General features: G+C 33.6%; 20 protein-coding genes and 1 pseudogene. 13 read left to right on the top strand and 8 right to left on the bottom strand.

Annotated features, from left to right (window positions below; translation table 11 throughout):
* The first annotated feature begins 22 nt into the window (after window positions 1-22).
* Both AABL52_RS15245 and AABL52_RS15240 read left to right on the top strand, forming a co-directional pair.
* Entirely contained in the window at window positions 23-1777 is a 1755-nt protein-coding gene (locus AABL52_RS15245; protein ID WP_341517846.1) for an ABC transporter ATP-binding protein, read from the top strand.
* Entirely contained in the window at window positions 1770-3566 is a 1797-nt protein-coding gene (locus AABL52_RS15240) for an ABC transporter ATP-binding protein (protein ID WP_341517845.1), read from the top strand. The genes AABL52_RS15245 and AABL52_RS15240 overlap by 8 nt, the downstream gene beginning before the upstream one ends.
* Window positions 3567-4273: 707 nt before the next feature.
* Here AABL52_RS15240 and AABL52_RS15235 read toward each other — a convergent pair.
* Window positions 4274-5059, bottom strand: a complete 786-nt coding sequence (locus tag AABL52_RS15235) for a sulfotransferase family 2 domain-containing protein (RefSeq protein ID WP_341517844.1) — start codon at window positions 5057-5059, stop codon at window positions 4274-4276.
* 1005 nt (window positions 5060-6064) lie between these two features.
* Window positions 6065-6664 carry a hypothetical protein gene (locus AABL52_RS15230; RefSeq protein WP_341517843.1) on the bottom strand — a complete coding sequence of 200 codons (600 nt, stop codon included), beginning with the start codon at window positions 6662-6664 and terminating at the stop codon, window positions 6065-6067.
* 331 nt (window positions 6665-6995) lie between these two features.
* On the opposite strand from AABL52_RS15230, the gene AABL52_RS15225 reads away from it, so the two are divergent.
* The 3 genes and pseudogenes from AABL52_RS15225 (at window position 6996) to AABL52_RS15215 (ending at window position 7984) form a co-directional block, all read left to right on the top strand.
* A complete protein-coding gene (locus tag AABL52_RS15225; RefSeq protein WP_341517842.1) occupies window positions 6996-7124 on the top strand; it encodes a hypothetical protein in 129 nt (42 codons plus the stop codon).
* 146 nt (window positions 7125-7270) lie between these two features.
* Window positions 7271-7420, top strand: coding sequence for a hypothetical protein (locus AABL52_RS15220; RefSeq protein WP_002071722.1), 150 nt, complete (start codon window positions 7271-7273; stop codon window positions 7418-7420).
* A gap of 250 nt (window positions 7421-7670) precedes the next feature.
* Window positions 7671-7984, top strand: a pseudogene (locus AABL52_RS15215) (hypothetical protein).
* Window positions 7985-8280: 296 nt separating this feature from the next.
* On the opposite strand, the gene AABL52_RS15210 reads toward AABL52_RS15215, so the two are convergent.
* Complete coding sequence (locus AABL52_RS15210) at window positions 8281-8541, bottom strand: hypothetical protein (RefSeq protein WP_061672984.1); 261 nt, start codon at window positions 8539-8541, stop codon at window positions 8281-8283.
* Window positions 8542-8824: 283 nt separating this feature from the next.
* Between AABL52_RS15210 and AABL52_RS15205 the strand changes: the two genes are divergently transcribed.
* Window positions 8825-9562, top strand: a complete 738-nt coding sequence (locus tag AABL52_RS15205) for an N-acetylmuramoyl-L-alanine amidase (RefSeq protein ID WP_097845092.1) — start codon at window positions 8825-8827, stop codon at window positions 9560-9562.
* 243 nt (window positions 9563-9805) lie between these two features.
* Here the strand turns inward: AABL52_RS15205 and AABL52_RS15200 are convergent, their stop codons facing one another.
* Entirely contained in the window at window positions 9806-10390 is a 585-nt protein-coding gene (locus tag AABL52_RS15200; RefSeq protein ID WP_341517841.1) for a LysE family transporter, read from the bottom strand.
* Window positions 10391-10449: 59 nt separating this feature from the next.
* On the opposite strand from AABL52_RS15200, the gene AABL52_RS15195 reads away from it, so the two are divergent.
* Complete coding sequence (locus tag AABL52_RS15195) at window positions 10450-11064, top strand: helix-turn-helix domain-containing protein (RefSeq protein ID WP_341517840.1); 615 nt, start codon at window positions 10450-10452, stop codon at window positions 11062-11064.
* Window positions 11065-11468: 404 nt separating this feature from the next.
* Here AABL52_RS15195 and AABL52_RS15190 read toward each other — a convergent pair whose 3' ends face one another.
* Window positions 11469-12308, bottom strand: a complete 840-nt coding sequence (locus tag AABL52_RS15190; protein ID WP_423250467.1) for a BclA C-terminal domain-containing protein — start codon at window positions 12306-12308, stop codon at window positions 11469-11471.
* A 208-nt stretch (window positions 12309-12516) separates the two neighbouring features.
* Here AABL52_RS15190 and AABL52_RS15185 point away from each other — a divergent pair, with 208 nt between their 5' ends.
* Complete coding sequence (locus tag AABL52_RS15185; RefSeq protein WP_341517838.1) at window positions 12517-13401, top strand: DUF4183 domain-containing protein; 885 nt, start codon at window positions 12517-12519, stop codon at window positions 13399-13401.
* A 61-nt stretch (window positions 13402-13462) separates the two neighbouring features.
* Here AABL52_RS15185 and AABL52_RS15180 read toward each other — a convergent pair whose 3' ends face one another.
* Complete coding sequence (locus tag AABL52_RS15180) at window positions 13463-13753, bottom strand: DUF4183 domain-containing protein (RefSeq protein ID WP_001121646.1); 291 nt, start codon at window positions 13751-13753, stop codon at window positions 13463-13465.
* Window positions 13754-14195: 442 nt separating this feature from the next.
* Here AABL52_RS15180 and AABL52_RS15175 point away from each other — a divergent pair, with 442 nt between their 5' ends.
* Window positions 14196-15485, top strand: a complete 1290-nt coding sequence (locus tag AABL52_RS15175) for an exosporium glycoprotein BclB-related protein (protein ID WP_341517837.1) — start codon at window positions 14196-14198, stop codon at window positions 15483-15485.
* A 622-nt stretch (window positions 15486-16107) separates the two neighbouring features.
* On the opposite strand, the gene AABL52_RS15170 is transcribed toward AABL52_RS15175, so the two are convergent.
* Window positions 16108-16740, bottom strand: a complete 633-nt coding sequence (locus tag AABL52_RS15170) for a cupin domain-containing protein (RefSeq protein ID WP_341517836.1) — start codon at window positions 16738-16740, stop codon at window positions 16108-16110.
* A 225-nt stretch (window positions 16741-16965) separates the two neighbouring features.
* Here AABL52_RS15170 and AABL52_RS15165 point away from each other — a divergent pair, with 225 nt between their 5' ends.
* The 3 genes from AABL52_RS15165 to AABL52_RS15155 all read left to right on the top strand — a co-directional run bounded on the left by AABL52_RS15165 (window position 16966) and on the right by AABL52_RS15155 (window position 20739).
* Entirely contained in the window at window positions 16966-18498 is a 1533-nt protein-coding gene (locus AABL52_RS15165; RefSeq protein WP_341517835.1) for an SMI1/KNR4 family protein, read from the top strand.
* An 83-nt stretch (window positions 18499-18581) separates the two neighbouring features.
* A complete protein-coding gene (locus tag AABL52_RS15160; protein WP_341517834.1) occupies window positions 18582-19892 on the top strand; it encodes a phytoene desaturase family protein in 1311 nt (436 codons plus the stop codon).
* Complete coding sequence (locus AABL52_RS15155) at window positions 19870-20739, top strand: sigma-70 family RNA polymerase sigma factor (RefSeq protein ID WP_097845055.1); 870 nt, start codon at window positions 19870-19872, stop codon at window positions 20737-20739. Before AABL52_RS15160 ends, AABL52_RS15155 begins: the two co-directional genes overlap by 23 nt.
* 35 nt (window positions 20740-20774) lie before the next feature.
* Here the strand turns inward: AABL52_RS15155 and AABL52_RS15150 are convergent, their stop codons facing one another.
* A complete protein-coding gene (locus AABL52_RS15150) occupies window positions 20775-20933 on the bottom strand; it encodes a hypothetical protein (RefSeq protein WP_341517833.1) in 159 nt (52 codons plus the stop codon).
* Between the two features lie 311 nt (window positions 20934-21244).
* Here AABL52_RS15150 and AABL52_RS15145 point away from each other — a divergent pair, with 311 nt between their 5' ends.
* Complete coding sequence (locus AABL52_RS15145; RefSeq protein ID WP_341517832.1) at window positions 21245-21829, top strand: O-methyltransferase; 585 nt, start codon at window positions 21245-21247, stop codon at window positions 21827-21829.
* Window positions 21830-21966 lie beyond the last annotated feature (137 nt).

Below are 21966 nucleotides of genomic sequence, written 5' to 3'. Positions count from 1 at the left end.
TCATGGGAAAAGGAGATTATGTATGAAATCATTTCGTAAGTTATTACAGTATTTAAAACCATACATGTTCTTCGCTATAATTGGACCGCTATTTATGGTACTTGAGGTTGCGATGGACTTAATTCAACCGACTATTATGCAACATATTATTGATGTTGGGATAGCAAATCGGGATTTGAATTATGTAATAAAGATGGGGCTTCTTATGATAGGAGCAGCAGCACTCGGTTTAGTTGGAGGACTTGGGTGTATGATGTATTCTACAAAAGCATCTGTTAATTTCGCTACTGACATACGAAAAGATGTGTTTGCGAAAATAGAAACATTTTCTAGCGAAAATCGTGATTCGTTCGGAACTGGAAAGTTATTAACGATTGTGACAAATGATATTACTTCTATTCAAGCGGCGATGACGATGACATTACGTGTTCTTGTTCGTGGTCCTTTGTTATTTATCGGAAGTATAATAATTGTTTTTGTAACAGCACGCGAGTTATTTCCTATATTACTTGTAGTTGTTCCAATTTTATTACTTGCGATTATATTCATTGCAAGTAAAGCGAGCGGGACGTTCAAAAAAGTGCAAGAAGCATTAGATAAAGTGAATACAAAGCTACAAGAAAATTTATCTGGAGTACGTGTTATTAAAGCGTATGTAAGACAAAAATATGAAATTACTCAGTTTGGAAATGTTAATACAAATTTAACGAAGATAAATATTCGAGCGGTGCAGCTAATTTCCATAATGATGCCAATCATTATGTTAGTTGTAAGCGGCGGGATTGTCGCAACACTATGGATTGGTGGAGAAAAAGTATTTGATGGAACTCTTCAAGTAGGAGCTATATTAGCGTTTATAAACTATTTGAATATTATTTTAATGTCACTTATGTCTATAAGTATGGTATTTATGCAAATCGCGCGAGCATTTCCATCTGCGGATCGTGTACAGCAAGTTTTAAATACTGAGGTTGAAATTACGACCGAAACAAATGCGGTTGCACCTAAGCAAATCGAGGGGCAAATTGACTTTAAAAACGTTAGTTATAGTTACACGAAAAATAATGAATATGTTTTAAAAGATATTTCATTTAACATATGTAAAGGTGAAAAAGTAGGAATTATTGGTTCTACAGGAAGTGGTAAAACTACTTTAGCAAAACTATTACCGCGTTTATACGATGTTGATCAAGGTGAAATATGCATTGATGGAATCAATGTTAGAGCATACGATTTACAAAAACTTCGTGCTTCAATTGGGTTTGTACCTCAAAAGGCATTGTTGTTTTCGGGTAGCATAGAAGAGAACTTACGTTATGGTAAAGAAGATGCAACGAATGACGAACTGGAAGTAGCGGCTTCATCAGCTTGTGCGACTGAGTTTATAAGCAAGTTGGAAGATTCATATCAATATCATTTAACACAAGGTGCGACGAATTTATCAGGTGGACAAAAACAACGTGTTTCAATTGCAAGGGCGCTTGTGAGAAAGCCATCCATTCTGATATTAGATGATTCTACATCAGCAGTTGATGCGAAATCAGAATCTAACATTCAATCGGCATTAAGAACAGAATATAAAGGAACAACAACATTATTAATCGCCTCTAAAATCTCATCTATAATAGATGCTGATAAAATTCTCGTTTTAGATAACGGTGAATTAGTTGGTGATGGTACACATAAAGAACTGTTAGAACAATGTGAGGTATATCAAGAAATTTATCTTTCCCAAGGTGGTAATTTAAATAAAGAAGGTGGGAAAGAACATGCGTAATTTTCAAGGACAATTTGCTAATAAAGGTGGGCGTAACGCGTCTAAGGTGGGTAAAGCTAAAAATACGAAAGGAACTGTAATGAGAGTATGGAACTATATGGGGTACCAAAAGGCTGCTCTTACGTTCGTTATATTTTTAGTATTTGTTACGACGTTACTTGGGCTGTTAGGTCCGTATTTAATGGGAGTAATTATAGATCAATATATTGTACCGAAAGATTTAAGCGGTACGGCAAGAATGTGTTTGTTACTTATCGCGATTTACGGTGTAACAGTATTGTTAACTTGGTTACAAACATTTGTCATGGTTAATGTTGCATTAAAAACGATACAAAAAATACGACAAGATATTTTTGAGAAAATCCAAACGCTTTCTTTACGGTTCTTTGATGTACGTTCGCAAGGGGATTTAATGAGTCGTGTGACAAATGATATAGATAATTTGAATCAAGCGTTGACACAAAGTGTTGTACAAATTATTTCATCAGCATTAACCTTTATAGGTGTAACGATTGCGATGTTCGCATTAGATTGGATATTAGCGATTGTTACTTTAGTTACAGTACCTATTATGTTTTTCGTTACAAAAAAACTAGTTGCTTATAGTGGTAAAAACTTTGCAAAGCGCCAAAAAGATTTAGGAGAATTAAATGGTTATATTGAGGAAGCTATAACCGGAGCGGATGTTACAACGTTATACGGGAAAGAAAAGGAAACCGTACAAAATTTCGATAAAATTAATGAACAGCTAAGAATTTCAGCTACGAAGGCGGATACATTTTCAGCTTTTATTTTTCCGAGTATGAACTTTATTAATAACTTAGGTATGGGACTTGTAATTGGGACTGGATCAATTATGGTTTTAAATGGAATGACAACAGTAGGTGTCATTGCGGCTTTTATTAATTATTCCCGTCAATTCTCAAGACCACTCAGTCAATTCGCAACTTTAATGAACACGATTCAAGCGGCAGTTGCTGGTGGAGAGCGTGTCTTTGAAATTATGGATGAAGTACCGGAAATTCAAAATAAAAAAGATGCGTTCGTTGTACAAAATTTACAAGGGCATGTTGCACTTGAGAATGTTTCATTTGGTTATGAGGGAAATAAAACGATTTTAAAAGAAGTGAGTCTTAAGGCGCAGCCAGGGGAGACAATTGCTTTAGTTGGTCCCACTGGATCGGGCAAAACAACAATTATTAATTTGTTAACTCGTTTTTACGATATACAGCAAGGGAAAATTCATATCGATGGAAAAAGTATAAAAGATTATGAAATGAATTCGTTGCGAAGTAAAATAGGAGTAGTTTTACAAGATACGTATTTATTTGCTGGGACGATTATGGAAAATATCCGTTATGGTCGACTAGATGCAAGTGATGAAGAGGTAATCAGTGCAGCTAAGGCAGCATCTGCACATTCTTTTATAAGGCATTTACCGAATCAATATGAAACAAAAATTGCTTCAGAAGGATCGAATTTAAGTCAAGGGCAAAAACAACTTCTTGCGATTGCACGAGCAATTTTAGCAGATGCAGATATACTAATTCTTGATGAAGCAACATCTAATATTGATACGAGAACAGAATTACAAATTCAAGAAGGACTAAATCATTTAATGAAAGGTCGAACAAGTTTTGTAATCGCTCATCGACTGAAAACGATTGAAAAAGCAGATCAAATCCTTGTTATAAAAGATGGAAGTATTTTTGAAAGAGGGAATCACGAATCTCTTATGGAAGATAGAGGGTTTTACTTTGATCTGTATACGAGTCAGTTCAAAATCTAATAAAAACTTTAATATGGTGCGGTTTCTCCAGGAAGGAGAAACCGCATTTTTATATTTGTAAACATTATTATCCAAATAGTTGTTCACTAAATTTTTGAACTGCGTATTCTTGCATCCAAGGTAAAACATGCGTAAGGTTATGAAAACACCTTTATGATTCAATCGTTCACTTGTAATTTTTTGATTTGAAAATTATTCCAAAAGTGTTGCGTGATTATGACGTAAACTATGAAATCGAATTTTTTAAATTCAGATTTTATTAAATAAGCCTTAAAAATATCATGAAATTCCCTGCGGCAACCTCATGTAGCTTTTTGATGCTAACAACTAAATCACAGTCCGTAATACGCTTGACCAAGTATTGCTTTATCAGTGGGTGTTATAATTTTCTGTTATTATAATGCTTCAATTGTTTTTTCAACAATTGAGACTAATCGTTTAGAAATCGAATTTTTTGTATTTAATAGTGAAATAATTGAACTTTGATTATACAACGGCAGTGGAATAAATAGAGAGAATGAAGACAACCTTAATGATTATTTAACTTTATATTTATATATAATAATAATTTTATAAATAATACAATTTGAATTTTATCAAAAAAAGACACTGTTTCCAGTGCCTCAACTTACTACGAGAGTTTTATGAGGAAACTTAAATAGGTGAATTTAAGTTTCTCTATAATATATGAAACTACAATTAGAAAATCACTTGTTTTTTAAAGGAGTTAATGGGTAATTGTACGTGCTAAAATCTTTATTAAAAATATCTTGTGCTAATTGGATAGTTTCATGATCATAAAAACTATCGTATGTTGGGAGGCGTGGGAATAAAGGATCGGTAATATCAGCATCTGCAAAATCACCTCTAAAAATCGCCCTGTCCTTTTGATGATGCCATGATTTGGTTAGTATGTGTAAAGGAGAAGTTTTTAATTGATATGTTTGTTCTAAGTGCGCAATTTCAGTAGAGAAATTTTCAAGGTAGATATACTTTGTAACAAACTCTTCCTCACCTGGTTCATATTGCTGCATTAAATGTGGATCTACTTGTTCTAAATCTATCATTTGCTCTTTTAAGTAGTAGAGAAAGATTTTAAATGAAATAGGCTTATTACAAAATTCATTACCATAATAAAAATTCCGAATAGGATTCCATGCTTGGTTTACTATGTGAGGGGGGGCAATTAGTGAGAAGAATGAACTTACAGCTCTTGTATAGGGGTTTCTCACTAATTTATAGGAATCTTTTCCGTTGGTATATAAAGCCGCAGCTAGTTCAATAAAGTAGTCCGAGGAATTTTTGTATATTTCATTTTCATAATTATGGATGAAAGAATCGTATTTTATGGCTTCTTTAAATAAATTTATTTGATAAAAAAACCAATGTGCAAGAGAGGTACAGCCACTTTTTTGACTCCAAAATAAAATCAAAGGGAAGTTAGAATTAAAGAGGGGAACGCGTCCGTATTTAATAATATTTGAAAAAGACATAGTTAGCCTCCATTCAGTTATGTCAATTATTTTTAATTTATGAATAAACAACTCGGCATATGAACAAGAAAAGAGAAATAGAATAGATAATTTAAAACAATATAACTTTGAAATGGCAGCGTTATTTTATAGAAATGTGAAAAGAGTACACAAAATATGTGTACTCATAACAATCTAAATTATTTTAAGGACCATGATATATCATCAAGGGCTTTATAAATATAACTATACATGCGGTAAAAGAGATATTTTGGATTGTATTTTTGTTTCCAGTTTATAATAATCACCTCTCATGTAAATAGCTTAATTAAATTATATAGTTATTAATTCGAATGTTAAGAAAAAATGATGTGAATTAAGGTGAATTTAAACAAAATAGTTAATTTATAAAAAGTAGTTAGCTTTCGCTAACTGCTCCACTCCCAACTGGAGTTCTAGTTATGTAATTTAGATGAAGATACTACCTAATAGGATTAAGGCTCCTAGCAAAATTAGAGAATCAACTAAAATCAAGAACTGGTTTTTCTGTGGCTTTTTCAATTCTTTTATTAAGCTGAAAACTGCACTTAATCCGAAACAAATGTATAACAAAATTATTATCGTTCCTGACATAATTAACACTCCTAATATATCGATACTTTAATTATATAACGAAAAATATATATATGTAAGTTTTTAATAAAACTCTCATTTAAGTAAAAGAAACCCCGATTGTCTGCGGGGTTCCTAAGGGTAATCGTCAACTAATTAACGATATCATGAATTTTTTGGTAAAAACACTGGTAAATACGTTCAAATTAATAAGATTCTCATTTGAAACAAAAACGCTATTTTAATAGTAATTGGGGGGAATAAAAAAGAAATAGAGCTCCATTTGGGACTCTATTTCTTTTTAAAATATGAAAAAACTACAGTCAGACTCAACGTGGTTATGACTAAAGCGACTATAAGTATGACTACCAATACCAATACAGGGTCTTTCATATGTTACCTCCCTTTTTAGTATTATTTAAAACCTAAAGTGTTGCAAACTCTTTTAATCTGACTATACTTTTTGTATTTCTGGCAGTAACCAGCTACTGCGAGTTTATATAGGTCAGCTACTATTAATGCAGCGATAGTAGCTCCTACAAAAGCAGCAACAGCAGAGGCAGCTGCAACTAATCCTTTAAAAGTAAATGCAAGTACAATTGGTACGACATGTTGAACGCCATCTGGAGCAACTGTATCAGTTAAAGTATTAAGTGATACAGGTTCATCAGGATTGTTTGCTCCTTCGTAAATGTCCTTCATAACATTTTGTGGTTGTTGTGAAAAAAATGTTTCTAAATTATTAAGTTGTTCTGGAGTAAGTGTAGTTCCTGCTTTTTCTCTATCAAATTTGTATACATCATTTTCAGAGTAAAGGCCATTACGTATAGCTTCTAAACTATTATTAAATTGTTCTTCGGTAATATTGTTAGCGATTTGTTGGAGTTGTTCTTGTGGTGCTTCGGTTATTGTGGCCGCTTTTGTTGGAGCTTCTAAGGGTAGTATGGTAAATAAAATTACCACTAATAGAGATGCTACAAATTTGTTGAAGTTAAAACGTTTTAGATTAAACATGAATATCCCACCTTTTCCTGTATTTTCCTTAAAAGTAAATGATAGTATAGAAAATACAATTTTTCAATATATTTAGAAAAATTTGTTATTTATGCCAAGTGAATACCAGGAATTTTGATGGTAATTTATTGATAGAGAGCGAGATTATGATGACATATTAAAAACAATATATAGAATTCAAACTAAATTGCCCATTGTAGTATTGGAGGATAGCTTCAATTGTATAAAAGATCGACTTACAATAGGCGGCAGTGAAAATAATCCATGAAGTAATGTTTGTAGAACATTTTTTAACAAAATAATCCTTTGAAAAGAAAGCTAGGTTAAAAGAATGGAAGGTAACGTAAAGCTTTTAGGTGATGATGGGATGTTAGGGATGGAGTTCAAGGAAAGAACAATTCGTGTTTATAACACAGAAGACGATGTAATGGAATTACTTTCTACGAGAGTGCAGACTTAAGAAGACATCGATTTTCTTGAATAATGTAAAAAGGAAATGAAGTAAAAGTTCAGCAGAGTAGATCGAACGGAGGGGAATCGTATCGTATGAATCAATCAATTGTCATTTTTCGAAGACATCGATGAGAAGGAGAGATACGAAGACTTGTGATGAAAGAGCTGAAAAACTACAAAGCATTGTGCATCCGGATGAAGAATCAAGAAGAACAGGATCAAGCTGGATGTGTTGTTCTTTTTCCTAAAATGAAAGGTGACGATAAGAATTATGAGATACGTTTTAAACAAATTGAAATATAAAACTTAAGTTGTTTGAGCATGTATTAAATAAAAAGTGCAGGTAATTAACCAGGTTCAAATTATGCAAGAAGTAATTGTGATTAGTTGCTGAAAACCCGCGATGTATGAAATATTAATTTCCCTGCATAAATTAGTTTTCTTTTTGGATTTTATAAAATAAGGTTCTTTTGAGGTGATTTTGTGGAAGTCCATAAAAATAAAAAGAAATTCTCTTTAAACATTTCTTATAGCTAAGAATACTTATGTAAATATGGGAAACAGATTTGATTCTTGGAATGAGGGGATCGATGTGGATATAACACAAAGTATGGCAGAATAGTTGTTAATGGGATAGATCTTCCGTTTACTTCAGTTAGGACAACTGCATGGATTAATGGACCTGCGAATGATTTAATTGTTAAGACTAGGAAAAGAGTAGATGAGCTTTATCGATTTATGTGGTCACGGGTGCCAGTTATGCTAACGATGTATTTCCTTCAGGGTGCTGACATGATGAGATTTGCTAGGGTTGCAGGAGTTGATGAAAGTAAAACGGGAGAATATATATATCATTTTATTTGGTGATAAGACAAACTTTAAGTAGCCTAATAGCTGCTTTTTTATTTTACATAGAAAAAGGAAGCATAGGAGGCTCCTTAATTCGAGTCAGAAGTTGTGTAGTTTTTCGTGATAATATCTTTTATGTTGATAATTAAGGATATAAGGAACCCGCCAGTTAGGATACCGTTTAACCAGTAATATGCATTGCCTAATGTAAATTTAATATAGTGCGGTTTCTCTAGAAAGGAGAAACCGCACTATATTAAATCTGTAAAGATAATTAAAAATATAGAGTTGGATTTTTTAAGATACATGAATTGTTAGCAAAAACTAGCAACTTCAGTGACAGGTGGAAGAAATAATTTACGTGGTATTGTAATAATCTCAAGAGCCATCTGAGCTGAATAGAGAAGTATCGGAGTTAATTCTAAAGCGTGAGTTAATAATAATATAAAGCTTGTTAGGATTGCAAAGCTCCCCCAAAAGAAACTTTTTGAAATGTTACGGAAATCTTTTATTAAGGAAAAGAAAGAAACAAATGCTGTAACAAAGAGAATCAAAAATTTATATTTATCAGCCATTAAACCCCTCCTAAAGAACAGTAGCTTATATTATAACGTATTTTTATGTATTATAATAAAAAGATTTCAAAATAAATAGTTTAAATGCGTAAAAACCGCAACTAAAAAATATTAGTTGTGGTTTTTATTTATGAGTCCTTTGTTTTAGAGAATAGATAATCTAGAGTTAAAAATTTAAAAATAGATTAGTGCCCTTATTATTGTTTGCTGGAGCTTTACTGGATATTTGGCCGGACAATAAGACGAGCTTTGAATATATTAATAAAAAAGGGGATGTTGAACAATGGCTATATATAGTTTACATGGAGGTCACAATAGTATTGTACAGGGTGCAAATTATGGGAATCGGAAAGAACATATTATGGATCGCCAAGTTAAGGATGCAGTTGTTGCTAAATTAAGAGCATTAGGGCATACAGTTTATGATGATACTGATGAAGTAGGGACAACACAAGCGCAAAATTTAAATAACATTGTATCTAAAACAAACTCACATGATGTAGACTTAGTAGTTTCATTTCATTTAAACTCATATGATACGAATGCTAATGGTGTTGAAGTACTGTATTATGACCAACAAGCTTTATCAGCAAAGATAGCAGCGCAACTTTCAAAAGATATTGGCTGGTCAAATCGTGGTGCAAAGGAACGAAAAGACCTTTATGTGTTATCGAAAACGAAAGCACCTGCAATCTTAATTGAACTTGGATTCATTGATAATGAAGCAGATATGGCAAAATGGAATCCAGATAAGATTGCTAATTCAATTGTGTATGCATTAACTGGGCAATCTGGTGGGACAACTCCGCCATCTAAACAAAATATTATCCAATCCGGCGCTTTCTCACCATATGAAGTTCCTGAAGCTATGCAAGCTTTAAATTCAGTTAAAATGACAGCTAAATTTATTTTACAGCCTGATGGATTAACATATTTTATTTCTGATCCAACATCAGATGATCAATTAAATGGTATGAAAGGCTGGCTTGATCGCAAAGGTTGGTGGTATGAAGTTAAGTAAAGGCTCTAGTTTAGTAGAACAGAATGTTTAAAAAATGATAGGACATAAAAAGAGGATTACTTATTATGAGTAATCCTCTTTTTATAATTTTATCTTGTATAAATAGGATTAGATATAGGAGACTTCTACCTTGAAAATTGATAAGTATTGCATGTAAGTGGGATATTAATTGGGCATCTTAGCAAAATTTTTAAAATATACTTTTAAAAAGAAAAGAAAAGAAAAGAAATGTAGAATTCGAATTTAATTGATTACAATTGAAATAGCACTGAAAACTAATAAAACGGCCATAATGATGTTAAAAGATTTAGTATGTTTTAATAAAAGTTTTTGGAACATGGAACCAAATAAGCTCCAACTAAATGTACTCATTAACCCGACTACACCTAGAAATAATGAGAAGAGTAGAAAACTTGAATATGAATTATAGTAAGGGAGAATAAAAGTTGACACTACAGTCAGGCCGAATAGTATCCCTTTAGGGTTAACAAACTGAAGAAAAATCCCCACTGTAAATAAGTTTTTATTATGTTTTTCATTGGGATCTGTACTAGTTTTACTAGTGAGTATTTTTAAAGCTAAATATAGCATATATGCTACACCTAAAATTTTTAAAGGAAATTCGATTATGGGTAGGATATTAATTAGTACAATATTAAAGAAACTACATAAAGAAGTGAGGATGAAAAACCCGAAAGCTACTCCGAAGCAAAATTGCATACTCCTTTTTAAACCATGTTGATTAGCGTATGTCATAGCTAAAAAATTGTTAGGACCGGGTGTGAAGCTACTTATAAAAACAAATAACAAAAAAGAAAATATAGGCATTTCAAAACCCCCTAATGATTTATCGTGTGTTATAATGACCGAAAAGAACAATATAACGTGTGCTTTTTATTATACATAACGGTCGTTATATTGTATATAGTGTAGGAGTGTTTATTATGGAAGAAATTCAACTTATTTTGGCGAAAAATTTAAAAACAATACGAGAGAAAGAGAAAATGAGTTTGGAAAAGGTCTCGCAATTAACAGGTGTGAGTAAAACGATGATTGGACAAATTGAACGAGGAGAGTCAAGTCCAACATTAACAACGATATGGAAAATTGCTAATGGTTTGAAAGTGTCTTTTACTTCTTTAATCAATGATCCGCAACCAGATACGAAAGTTGTTTTACGAAAAGACGTTCAAGTATTATCAGAAGACAATGGGAGATATAAAGTGTATCCTTCTTTTCCTTTTCAAGATGATAGGAACTTTGAAATCTATACGGTTGAAATTGAAACAGAAGGAAAATTAAGTTCGGAAGGCCATAAAGAAGGGACTGAAGAATTTATAACGGTGTTTGAAGGGGAATTGATAATTGAAATAAATGATTGTCAATATACATTAAATAGCGGAGATGCAATTCGCTTTAAGGCGGATAGACCGCACTCTTATTATAATTCCGGAAGTACGCTAACACGGTTAAGTATGACCATTTATTATCCAGCTGCATAAACTTACAATTGCATCAAGAATATAAAGAAATGTGTGTTGATAAACCATCTATAAGAGATGGTTTTATTTTATTAATTCATAAAAAAAGACACTCTTTTGAGTGTCAACATAGTATTGCTCTCGCGTATAGGATTGGAGTATGTTTCTCAAATACGTTTTGAGATGGTTCGCATTTGGGAAACTGTCTTCTTATTCAATGTAACATTGGCAGGGAGAAGTGTAAATTGATAATGTATATACGGAAAATTTAGTATAGATGGTTACTACTATGAATATAGTACAAATTATTTTTTTGCTTAATCACTGTCGTGAAATTATTGAAATATTATTAGTTTTAGGAATGACGTAATAGTTACTACTTTAGCAGCTAAGAAAGTTTATTATAAAAAAGAATGAATCATTTATTAATCGATTCGTATAATTGTTAAAGAGGCACCTGTTGAACCACCTCCAACTAAATTAACTATGGATAATACGCCGAATAGTTGAAGGGAAATTGTATTACCGGCAAATAAATTGGTTATTAAATTATTATTATAATTTGAAGTTGATATCGCGGGTGAAAAAATAGATCCGGGAAGTGGAGTCGAAGAGTTTAATAGTAGCCTTGTACCAGCAAGTAGAGAAGTTGTTGTATTAATTTGATAGGTTAAATAATATCTTCCAGTAACAGGAATTGTATATATATCATTTGTAGCGTTCACTGTAAAATTACCGAGACTTTGGTTATTAGAAAGTGGAATATTAGTCCCACCTAATATGACTGAGATGGGACCACCTAATGTATTATTAGCGAACATAGAGTTTGTTGTAATAATGGGTCCAGTAATGCCTGTAGGTCCAGTAATACCTGTGGATCCAGTAATGCCTGTAGGTCCAGTAATACCTGTGGATCCAGTAATGCCTGTAGGTCCAGTAATACCTGTGGATCCAGTAATACCTGTGGATCCAGTAATGCCTGTAGGTCCAGTAATACCTGTGGATCCAGTAATGCCTGTGGGTCCAGTAATACCTGTGGATCCAGTAATGCCTGTAGGTCCAGTAATACCTGTGGATCCAATAATGCCTGTAGGTCCAGTAATACCTGTGGGTCCAGTAATGCCTGTAGGCCCAGTAATACCTGTGGGTCCAGTAATGCCTGTAGGCCCAGTAGGACCTGTAAGTTTGTATGGAAGAATAATTTCAAGAGCCAGTGATAATAGTTCTTTTTTCATTTCTTCATTCTTATCTTGAATATAAATCACCTCATTTTTAAATTAGAACGTCACCGATTTAGTATTTTGAAATGGAACTATCATTTTATTATATTATTACTACTAGTTATAGCAACGGTAAAAAGTTTACTATATGTAAAAATCATTTGAGAATGAAAAAGTAGTTATGGAATTCTTCCAAAATGATAGATGTATTATTTTGTTAAGTAGTAAACAAAATGTGGAATGAGGTATTAAATTGAACCGCAATGACAAATTATCGTTGAATAAAGGTATGATAAGACCAGAAAATATTGGACCTACCTTTCCAGCTCTTCCGCCAATTTATATTCCAACGGGAGCAACAGGTCCAACGGGAGTAACAGGTCCAACAGGAGCAACAGGTCTAACGGGAGTAACAGGAGCAACAGGAGCAACAGGAGCAACAGGTCTAACGGGAGTAACAGGTCCAACGGGAACAACAGGAGCAACAGGAGCAACAGGAGCAACAGGAGCAACAGGAGCAACAGGAGCAACAGGAGCAACAGGAGCAACAGGAGCAACAGGAGCAACAGGAGCAACAGGAGCAACAGGTCCAACGGGGTCAACGAGTTCAACAGGTTCAACGGGAGTAACAGGTTCAACGGGAGCAACAGGTTCAACAGGAACAACAGGTCCAACGGGTTCAACAGGAGCAACAGGTTCAACGGGAACAACAGGAGCAACAGGAGCAACAGGAGCAACAGGAGCAACAGGAGCAACAGGTCCAACGGGTTCAACAGGAGCAACAGGTTCAACGGGAGTAACAGGTTCAACAGGAGCAACAGGTTCAACGGGAGTAACAGGTTCAACGGGAACAACAGGTCCAACTGGAGTTATTGGTCCCATAACAACAACTAATTTATTATTTTACACTTTTTCAGATGGAGAGAAACTTATATATACAGATTCAGATGGAATAGCTCAATATGGTACAACTCACATATTATCTCCTAATGAAGTTTCATATATTAACTTGTTTATTAATGGAATACTTCAACCACAACCATTTTATCAAGTTAGTACTGGTCAGCTAACTTTATTGGATGATCAACCACCATTACAAGGTTCATCAATTATTTTGCAATTTATCATTATTAATTAAAAAAGACAGCTTCTTAAATAAAAAGAAGCTGTCTTTTTGTTTTACTTTAAAGTAACTAGCACTAAGTGACGATAAATTCGATTGTAATTGGAATTCCGCCGTCTAATGCATCTCCGCCAGGAATTGTAATAGCACCAGTAGGTCCAGTAGTAATACTGGAGTTCACACTAGGTTGAAGAATGCCGTTTACATAAAAGTTGTAATACGTAAAAGTCGGAAAAGCAGTTGCAGTAGTACCAGCATCGTTTAAACAAGCTGTAGCAGCAATTGCAAAAGCTGCACCTGTTCCTGTTCCAGCTCCTAGTGTAGATGTAAATCTTCTAGATGCCATAAATGGTTGGATGATTGGCAATTCATTCTCACCTCCTAAATTATTTTTTGAACGAAGTATAGAATAACTTGTCCGATATATTGTATGAGAGTTTTCTATAATAGAAACGGCTTCTTAATTATTGAGAGAACATAATTTTAGTAAAGATATTGTTACTTATCTGAAAAGATGGTGTTGTTACTTGTTGATTATATGCTTAGTTTTAATATTTAAATTAAAATGTGCTTTTGGACCTAAGAGATAAACGTGGAAAATTAAAATAAACTCTTAAGTTTAGGTGTTTAATCTAAGCAGTCAATTATTAAAAACATATAATTAATATGTGAGTCATGAACATAATTAAATATCGTTTTTTCAGTTTAATTATAATTCATGTTTCCTATTTTAAGTAAACCTATACACAATTTTATAGTTCTTATTAATAGGAAAATACTCAATTATAAAATAAGTAAGGAGGAAATAAATGTCACATAATAATTGTTTTGGTCATAACAACTGCAATAATCCGATTGTTTTCACTCCAGATTGTTGTAACAATCCACAAACGGTTCCGATTACTAGCGAACAATTAGGTAGATTAATCACTTTACTAAACTCTTTAATTGCGGCTATTGCAGCGTTTTTTGCAAATCCAAGTGATGCAAACAGATTAGCTTTACTCAATTTGTTTACGCAACTATTGAATTTACTAAATGAATTAGCACCTTCTCCAGAAGGGAATTTCTTAAAACAATTAATTCAAAGTATTATTAACTTACTACAATCTCCTAACCCAGATCTAGGTCAATTACTTTCTTTATTACAACAATTCTTTAGTGCTCTTGCACCATTCTTCTTCTCTTTAATTATTGATCCTGCAAGTTTACAACTTCTATTAAACTTATTAGTTCAACTAATTGGTGCTACTCCAGGAGGTGGCCCAACAGGTCCAACAGGTCCAACAGGTCCAGGAGGCGGAGCAACAGGAGCAACAGGAGCAACAGGAGCAACAGGAGCAACAGGAGCAACAGGCCCGACAGGAGCGACAGGAGCAGGAGTAACAGGCCCAACGGGAGACACAGGAGCAACAGGAGCGACAGGCCCAACAGGTCCAACGGGAGACACAGGAGTAGCAGGCCCAACAGGTCCAACGGGAGACACAGGAGCAACAGGAGCAACAGGCCCAACAGGAGACACAGGCCCGACAGGAGCAACAGGCCCAACAGGTCCAACGGGAGACACAGGTCCAACAGGAACAACGGGAGCAACAGGAGCAACAGGTGGCGGAGCTATTATTCCATTCGCTTCAGGTACAACACCATCTGCGTTAGTTAACGCATTAATAGCTAATACAGGAACTCTACTTGGATTTGGATTTAGTCAGCCTGGTGTAGCTTTAACTGGTGGAACTAGTATCACTTTAGCGTTAGGTGTAGGTGATTATGCATTCGTAGCACCAAGGGCAGGAACTATTACGTCGTTAGCAGGTTTCTTTAGTGCAACAGCTGCATTAGCTCCATTATCACCTGTGCAAGTGCAGATACAAATATTAACTGCACCTGCAGCGAGTAATACGTTTACAGTACAGGGCGCACCTCTATTATTAGCACCAGCATTTGCTGTAATAGCGATTGGCGCAACAGCATCGGGTATCATACCTGAAGCTATTCCGGTAGCTGCTGGAGATAAAATACTACTGTATGTTTCATTAACAGCAGCAAGTCCAATAGCTGCAGTAGCTGGATTTGTAAGTGCAGGTATTAATATCGAATAACTTGTGGTAATGTATTCTGTATATAGCCCTTCCTAATTTTATTAGGAAGGGCTATATTTTATGGGAAGATAGGTGATAAATGAATTGAGAAATTCCTCATTGTTAGGTTGGTATAAAAGGAAAATCAAAATGTATGATTTACACTTTATTGTTTATCGAATAAGTTATATAGCTTAAAAAATTACCTATAAATAAAAAAGATGAATTCTATTTTTAATAGAATTCATCCATTACATAAACGGTATACAAGGAAAGTAAGGTATTTATCGTGAACGTTGAAATGTTATAGTTCAAATTAGTAATAAACTATTTGTTTTTATTACAGTTACATCCTTTTTTCTTTACATAGCCTTGTTCGGCTAAATCTCTTTGTGATTGGGAATTGGAAGATTGAGAATTCGAAGACTGAGAGGATGCTGATGAACTACTATTTTTATTATTAGAGTAGTTTTTTCGATAGTTATAATTACTCATAGTACTATCACCTCCAATTAAATATATAAATATTATATGTATGTACTCTATTAATTGTTACGATAAAAAATAGGAATAGAGGGTATACAATAAAAAAATCTCCTACGTATTTTCCGAGGAGATAATGGTGTTCTTTTCATGATATAGATTAATATCCCCAGTAGAGAGGGAAATAATATGAATCTTGGTAATATAAATTTTGTTGTGGACTAGGAGGCTGAGTTGGTGGATTTATCATTCCACGGTTTTGATTACAGTTTGCTGACGGACCAATTACTGTAGTGGATTGAATAGGGGATACCGCTTGTTTCCATTGTTGTTCATCGAGACAGTAAGTATGAGCCATTATATTAGCGGGAGTTAATCTTAAAATATCAGAACCAAAAATAACTTCTGGGGTTGGGGCGTCGAAAATAGCTAATAAATGAGTACTATCTGTTGTAGCAATTTCATAATGCCACCACGCTTTTGGAATGTTGGCAACTTGCCCTGGTTTTATCGGTAAGTTTAATATTTGATTTGTAAATGGATTCAGTAAAGAAACAACAGCAGATCCGGAAATACAGTAAACAAGTTCAGCTGCATTTTGATGAATATGCGGCTCTACAATATTTCCTGTACTTAAATAAATATCTAATAAAGAAGTATTTTCTAACGTATTTAATTGTTTCACGCCAAGTACGTTTATATAATTTTGGGCATCTTTTTTAAAAAAATTACTTTTACTTACATCATAGGTGAAATTAGTTGAGGGGGAAGTGTAGTCGATACTAGAAGTCATTTATATTACCTGCCTTTCTTATATTTTCATGCAATTTGAATTTAGGATATGAGTCTAGTTATTGAAATGTGAAAGCGTTGCTGCTCTTGGTTTGTAAAGTGATAAAATTGTTCGTTTGTATTCAATATAATTACAATAGTTTCATTGTGAAAAAAAGTGCAATTAATTACAATTAATGTAAAAGATGGCGGTTTTTTAATTTGTATTATAAGGAGAGTACAGAAAATGAATCAAACTATCTTAAAAGAGTTGGAAGTTGAATTAAAAAATTACTTTCAACCGTTTTTGAATGAGCCTGCAACAATAGAAGAAATTCAAGATGCTGAAAATGAAATGGGAATTGCGTTTCCAGATGAATTACGTACTCTTTATCTTGCACATAACGGTGAGGATAAATCAGGACCAGGGTTATTTTTTGGTTTGCCATTTCTTTCATTAAATCAAGTTTTGGATGAGTGGAGAATATGGAAAAGAATTGAAGAGGATGATTTTTTAAATTTTGATGCATTTTCAATACCGGCAGAATGTATTAAGGAAAGATATGTGAATCACAATTGGATACCTATTAGTAAAGATTATGGCGGTAACAATATAGGAATAGATGTTGACCCGGATGAAAAGGGGAAAGTGGGACAAGTTATTAATTTTGGACGAGATGAAGAAGTAAAATATGTAATTGCGAATAGAATTTCAGACTTGTTACTATTTATTTTACAAACACTAAAAGTTAAAAAATTTACCATTCACCAAGAAGAAGACTATTTATATTGGAGTTATGGTGCTAACGATAATATACACTTTTTAGACGCTTTATTTAATATTGAATTACCTGTTTTACATCCTCAATTTATATTTCAATCTGAAAATAACATTAAAGATTGGTACAATAGTTTAGATGAGAATTGGAGAAATATAGTGGGTCCACCTGAGTGTGCAGGCAAGTTTATTAGAGAGAAGAGATTATATTTAGGTGGAAATGGATTAGTAGATATTAGTCCGTTACAGATGTGTACGGAAGTGAGAGAACTAATTTTATCTGGAAATGAAATTAAAGATTTAACAGGATTAGAACAAGTGGATTCTTTAAAGAAGTTGTATTTAGTAAATAACCCGGTTCAAGATTTAACGCCATTATTACGTTTGCAGCACTTACAAGAAATGAATATAAAGAATACGAAGATAAATAATTTATCGGAACTTGTAGAAATGTCATCATTAAAAAAATTAGACATTTCACATACTAGTATTCAAGATTTTTCGTTGCTACCGAAGTTTCAAAATTTAGAATCTCTTACAGTACTTATTTCAAATTGTGAACAGCTCTATGCGATTTCGAAAGTATATAATTTAAAGCATTTATATATTTTAAGTTTAGAGAATGTTAGTGAATTGGATTTGCTTGTATTGCAAAATTTAAAAAAATTAATAACAATTGGATTTGAAAATAGCATCATTGCTAATTTAAATTGCTTAAAACACAATTCATCAATTCAAAATATAAAGTTGACAGATACAAAAGTAAAGGATGGAGCTGCATTAGGTAAAATGAAAGGACTAAAGGAATTAGAATTAGATGGCACAGCAATTGATAACCTTGAAACGATTTGTTGTTCTCATTCATTAAAAATATTTACAGGTTCGTTTGAACAATTTTATAAGTTAAAAAACTCATTTGATAGAAAAATAGATTTTTCAAAAATAATTGGAGGAATGAGTGAAGAAGAAAGAGAAATTTGGCATCAGTATGTAATGGATTAGAAAATAAATTATGTATCACTGAATGTCACATCCCTCGTTAATCGTTCGTCTTGTATGTAGAACGGATAAGGAGGGATTTTGTTATGAAAAATTTGGATGTAGTAATTGTTGGTGGTGGGCTTGCTGGATTAACAGCATCTATATATTTAGCGAAATCTGGAAGGAAAGTTATTGTATTAGAAAAGTCCAGTCACTTCGGTGGTCGAGGGATGACTATAAATAAAAAGGGTATTTGTATGAATCTTGGTGCACATGCTTTATATAGAGGTGGAGAAGCGTTTAAAACTTTTCAGGAGTTAGGTGTAAATCTTCCAGGTGGAATCCCATCTACAAAAGCACATGGAATATGGAAAGGGGATATTTTTACCATCCCAACAGATTTTCGCTCAATTTTATCAACACCGTTACTTTCATGGTCTGCAAAAGTACAGTTCTCTCGTCTTATGATTCATTTAGGAAAATTAGATGTAGGAAAAGTTCCGAAAATGAGCCTATCTACATGGGCAGAAAATGAAATTAAAGATCCAATGGTTCGAAATATATTTTATGCATTATGCCGAACAACAACATATACGTATGCTCCTACAATTCAATTAGCATCTTCCGTACTAAAGCAAATACAGCTTTCAATGAAAGAAGGAGTACTTTATGTAGATGGTGGTTGGGAGACGATAACAACAAATTTAAGGGATATTGCAAGTACTAGTGGTGTGCAATTTCTAGCTAAAAAGAATGTGTTGAAAATAGAGTATTGTGAAGGGAAACAAAGAATACAATGTTTTGACGATGAAATATTTGAAGCAGGTACGGTCATTGTAACAACTCCGCCGAAAGAAGCTTGTAAAATTATAAAAGGTGCAGAAGGAACAAGTTTACAAAAATGGAGTGAACAATCGATACAAGTGACCGCGGCAGCGTTAGATATCGGTTTAAAACATTTACCGAACCCTTTGCATCATTTTGCATTAGGATTAGATCAGCCAATATTTTTCACGAATCAATCGAGAGCAGCTAAATTAAGTGAAGATGGATCAATTGCAGTGAGTCTAATTAAGTATCATAACCCTGTGCTAGGGCTGAATCATATTCAAGAAGATAAAGAACAGTTAGAAAATGTAATGGAATTGTTACATCCGAATTGGAAAAGAGAAGTTGTTGCACAGCAATATTTACCGAAAATTACGGTAGTACATGATTTTCCTCATATTGACCGTGTTGAAAAACCAGGCCCTAATATACCTGAAATACCAGGTGTTTACGTTGCAGGAGATTGGGTTGGGCATGATGAAATATTAGCTGATGCTGCGGTAGCAAGTGGAAAACGTGCAGCGTTACACATTTTAAAGCAATCTGAAAGTGAGGCAGTTCATAATGGAAGCGGAGCAATTATATGAAACGTATCAATCATTATTATTTTCGTTAGCATACCGAATCCTTGGGAGTGTTATGGATGCCGAAGATATCGTCCATGACGTATTTATATCGCTTAATAATATGGAGGACGTTCAATCTATAGAAAATATGAGAGCCTATTTATGTAAAATGGTAACCAACCGCTCAATTGATAAATTACGTTCGGCAGCACATAAACGTAACGTATATGTCGGAATGTGGTTGCCAGAGCCATTTGTGGAAGAGATTGATGATCCATCAGAGTCATTTGTAATGAAAGAATCAATTTCTACAGCATATTTATTACTTTTACAACAATTGACTGAGGTAGAGAGGGTTGTTTTCATATTAAGAGAGGTTTTTAGTTATGATTACGAAGAAATCGCTTCAATTGTTGATAAGAGTAGTGTGAACTGCCGAAAAATCTTTCAACGTGCACGAAAAAGTATTTTGGATAAGCCGAAGCAGTCAAAGTTAAGTACGAAGAAGATGGCTGCTTATGTGGAGAAATTTGTATCATCATTGCAGTGTGGGGATGCGCAAGGCATGTTAGAAGTATTAAAAACAGATGTGATATTAAAAGCTGATGGTGGTGGTAAAGCTACAACTGCAATCCATCCCATCTATTCTGCAGATAGAATTATACGTTTATTCTTTGGAATTGGGAAGAAGTTCCCGGAAGAGTACAATGTTGATTATAAGATGGTAAATGGTGCCCCAGGCGTTATTGTTAAAGTAAATAATAAAGTGACTTATGTGCTTTCATTTTCATTTGAGAATGGGAAAATCTCAAACATTTATATGATGGTTAATCCTGAAAAACTTATGCACTTAAATGTAACAGTATAAAAAAAGACGCATTTCTTTAGAAGTGCGTCTTTTTTTTATTTCTCTAACATTTCAAGAGGTACATCTTTTTCGCCGGCTATCTCAAATTTAATTTCCCCATCTTCTTCATAAATACGTGAAATAATCGGTATAGTAATCATTAATTTTTTATGCTGTTTTCGTTTTCGAGCAGCATCTAAGCTAATCACGTTCATTGTAAGCATCCTTTCTTCTAGAAATATATAAACAAAAGAAAATGCGTCCGGAAAGGGCGCTTAATTGAATTTGAAATACCGATTCATTTAATTGGGGTTTATATGATTTAACAACTGCAATTGAATTAAAAATAGTATGAATGGAATAATTGCACGTAGAAATTAACTTTACCAAAAAACGAAACAATATGCTATAAAAAAATATAAATCTTTGTCGTATAACGAGAAAAAGATTTTCGTTTCGCATATAATGAAAGTAGACGGGCAGCAAGAGCTTTTTCATCATATTGCTTTGGAAAGGCGATGAAAAAATGGATACGTTAGATTCATTATTATTTCAACTTGAACAATATGGAGAAGAGCATGATCGAAATAAAAAAACACGGGAAGAAAAATTACGGAATATTTCTCGTGAAATGGGGCAATTTTTATCAATTTTAGTAAGAGGATGTAGTGCAAAAAATATTTTAGAAATTGGAACTTCTAATGGCTATTCTACATTGTGGTTAGCTAACGCGGTAGAAGAAACAAATGGAAATGTAACAACTGTGGAGCTTTCTTCGGAACGAGTTGGAGAGGCACTTGTCAATTTTGAAAAGGCAAACCTTTTGCAAAGGATTGATGTTCATAATCAAGAAGCAGGGGCATTTTTAGATTCGCAACTAGACCATTCATTTGATTTTATTTTCCTAGATTCAGAGCGTACGCAATACATGTGGTGGCTTGAGCATATAAAACGCATTTTACAACCAAAGGGTTTTCTTGTTGTTGATAATGCTACTTCTCATACGAGTGAGTTAGCCGAGTTTATAAAGATGATTGAAGAAGATGAAATGTTTGAAACGGTGTTATTGGCATTTCAAAATGGAGCATTTGTAGCGCGCAAGAAGAAATAGGAGTGAGCGCAATTTAATTATCACATTGAAAAAGGGTGTATGTCAAAAGATTACGTACAATAGGATAAGAAGAACATAATTTATATATGTAATATACTAAGAATCCGCCTTCAGCATGTCATTCTCTAGGTCTTAAG

It is taken from the genome of Bacillus paramobilis (assembly GCF_038096195.1).
Taxonomy (GTDB): Bacteria; Bacillota; Bacilli; order Bacillales; family Bacillaceae_G; genus Bacillus_A; species Bacillus_A mobilis.
The sequence above is the reverse complement of the archived record's forward strand: the minus strand, read 5'-3'. Positions and strand labels throughout refer to the sequence as shown.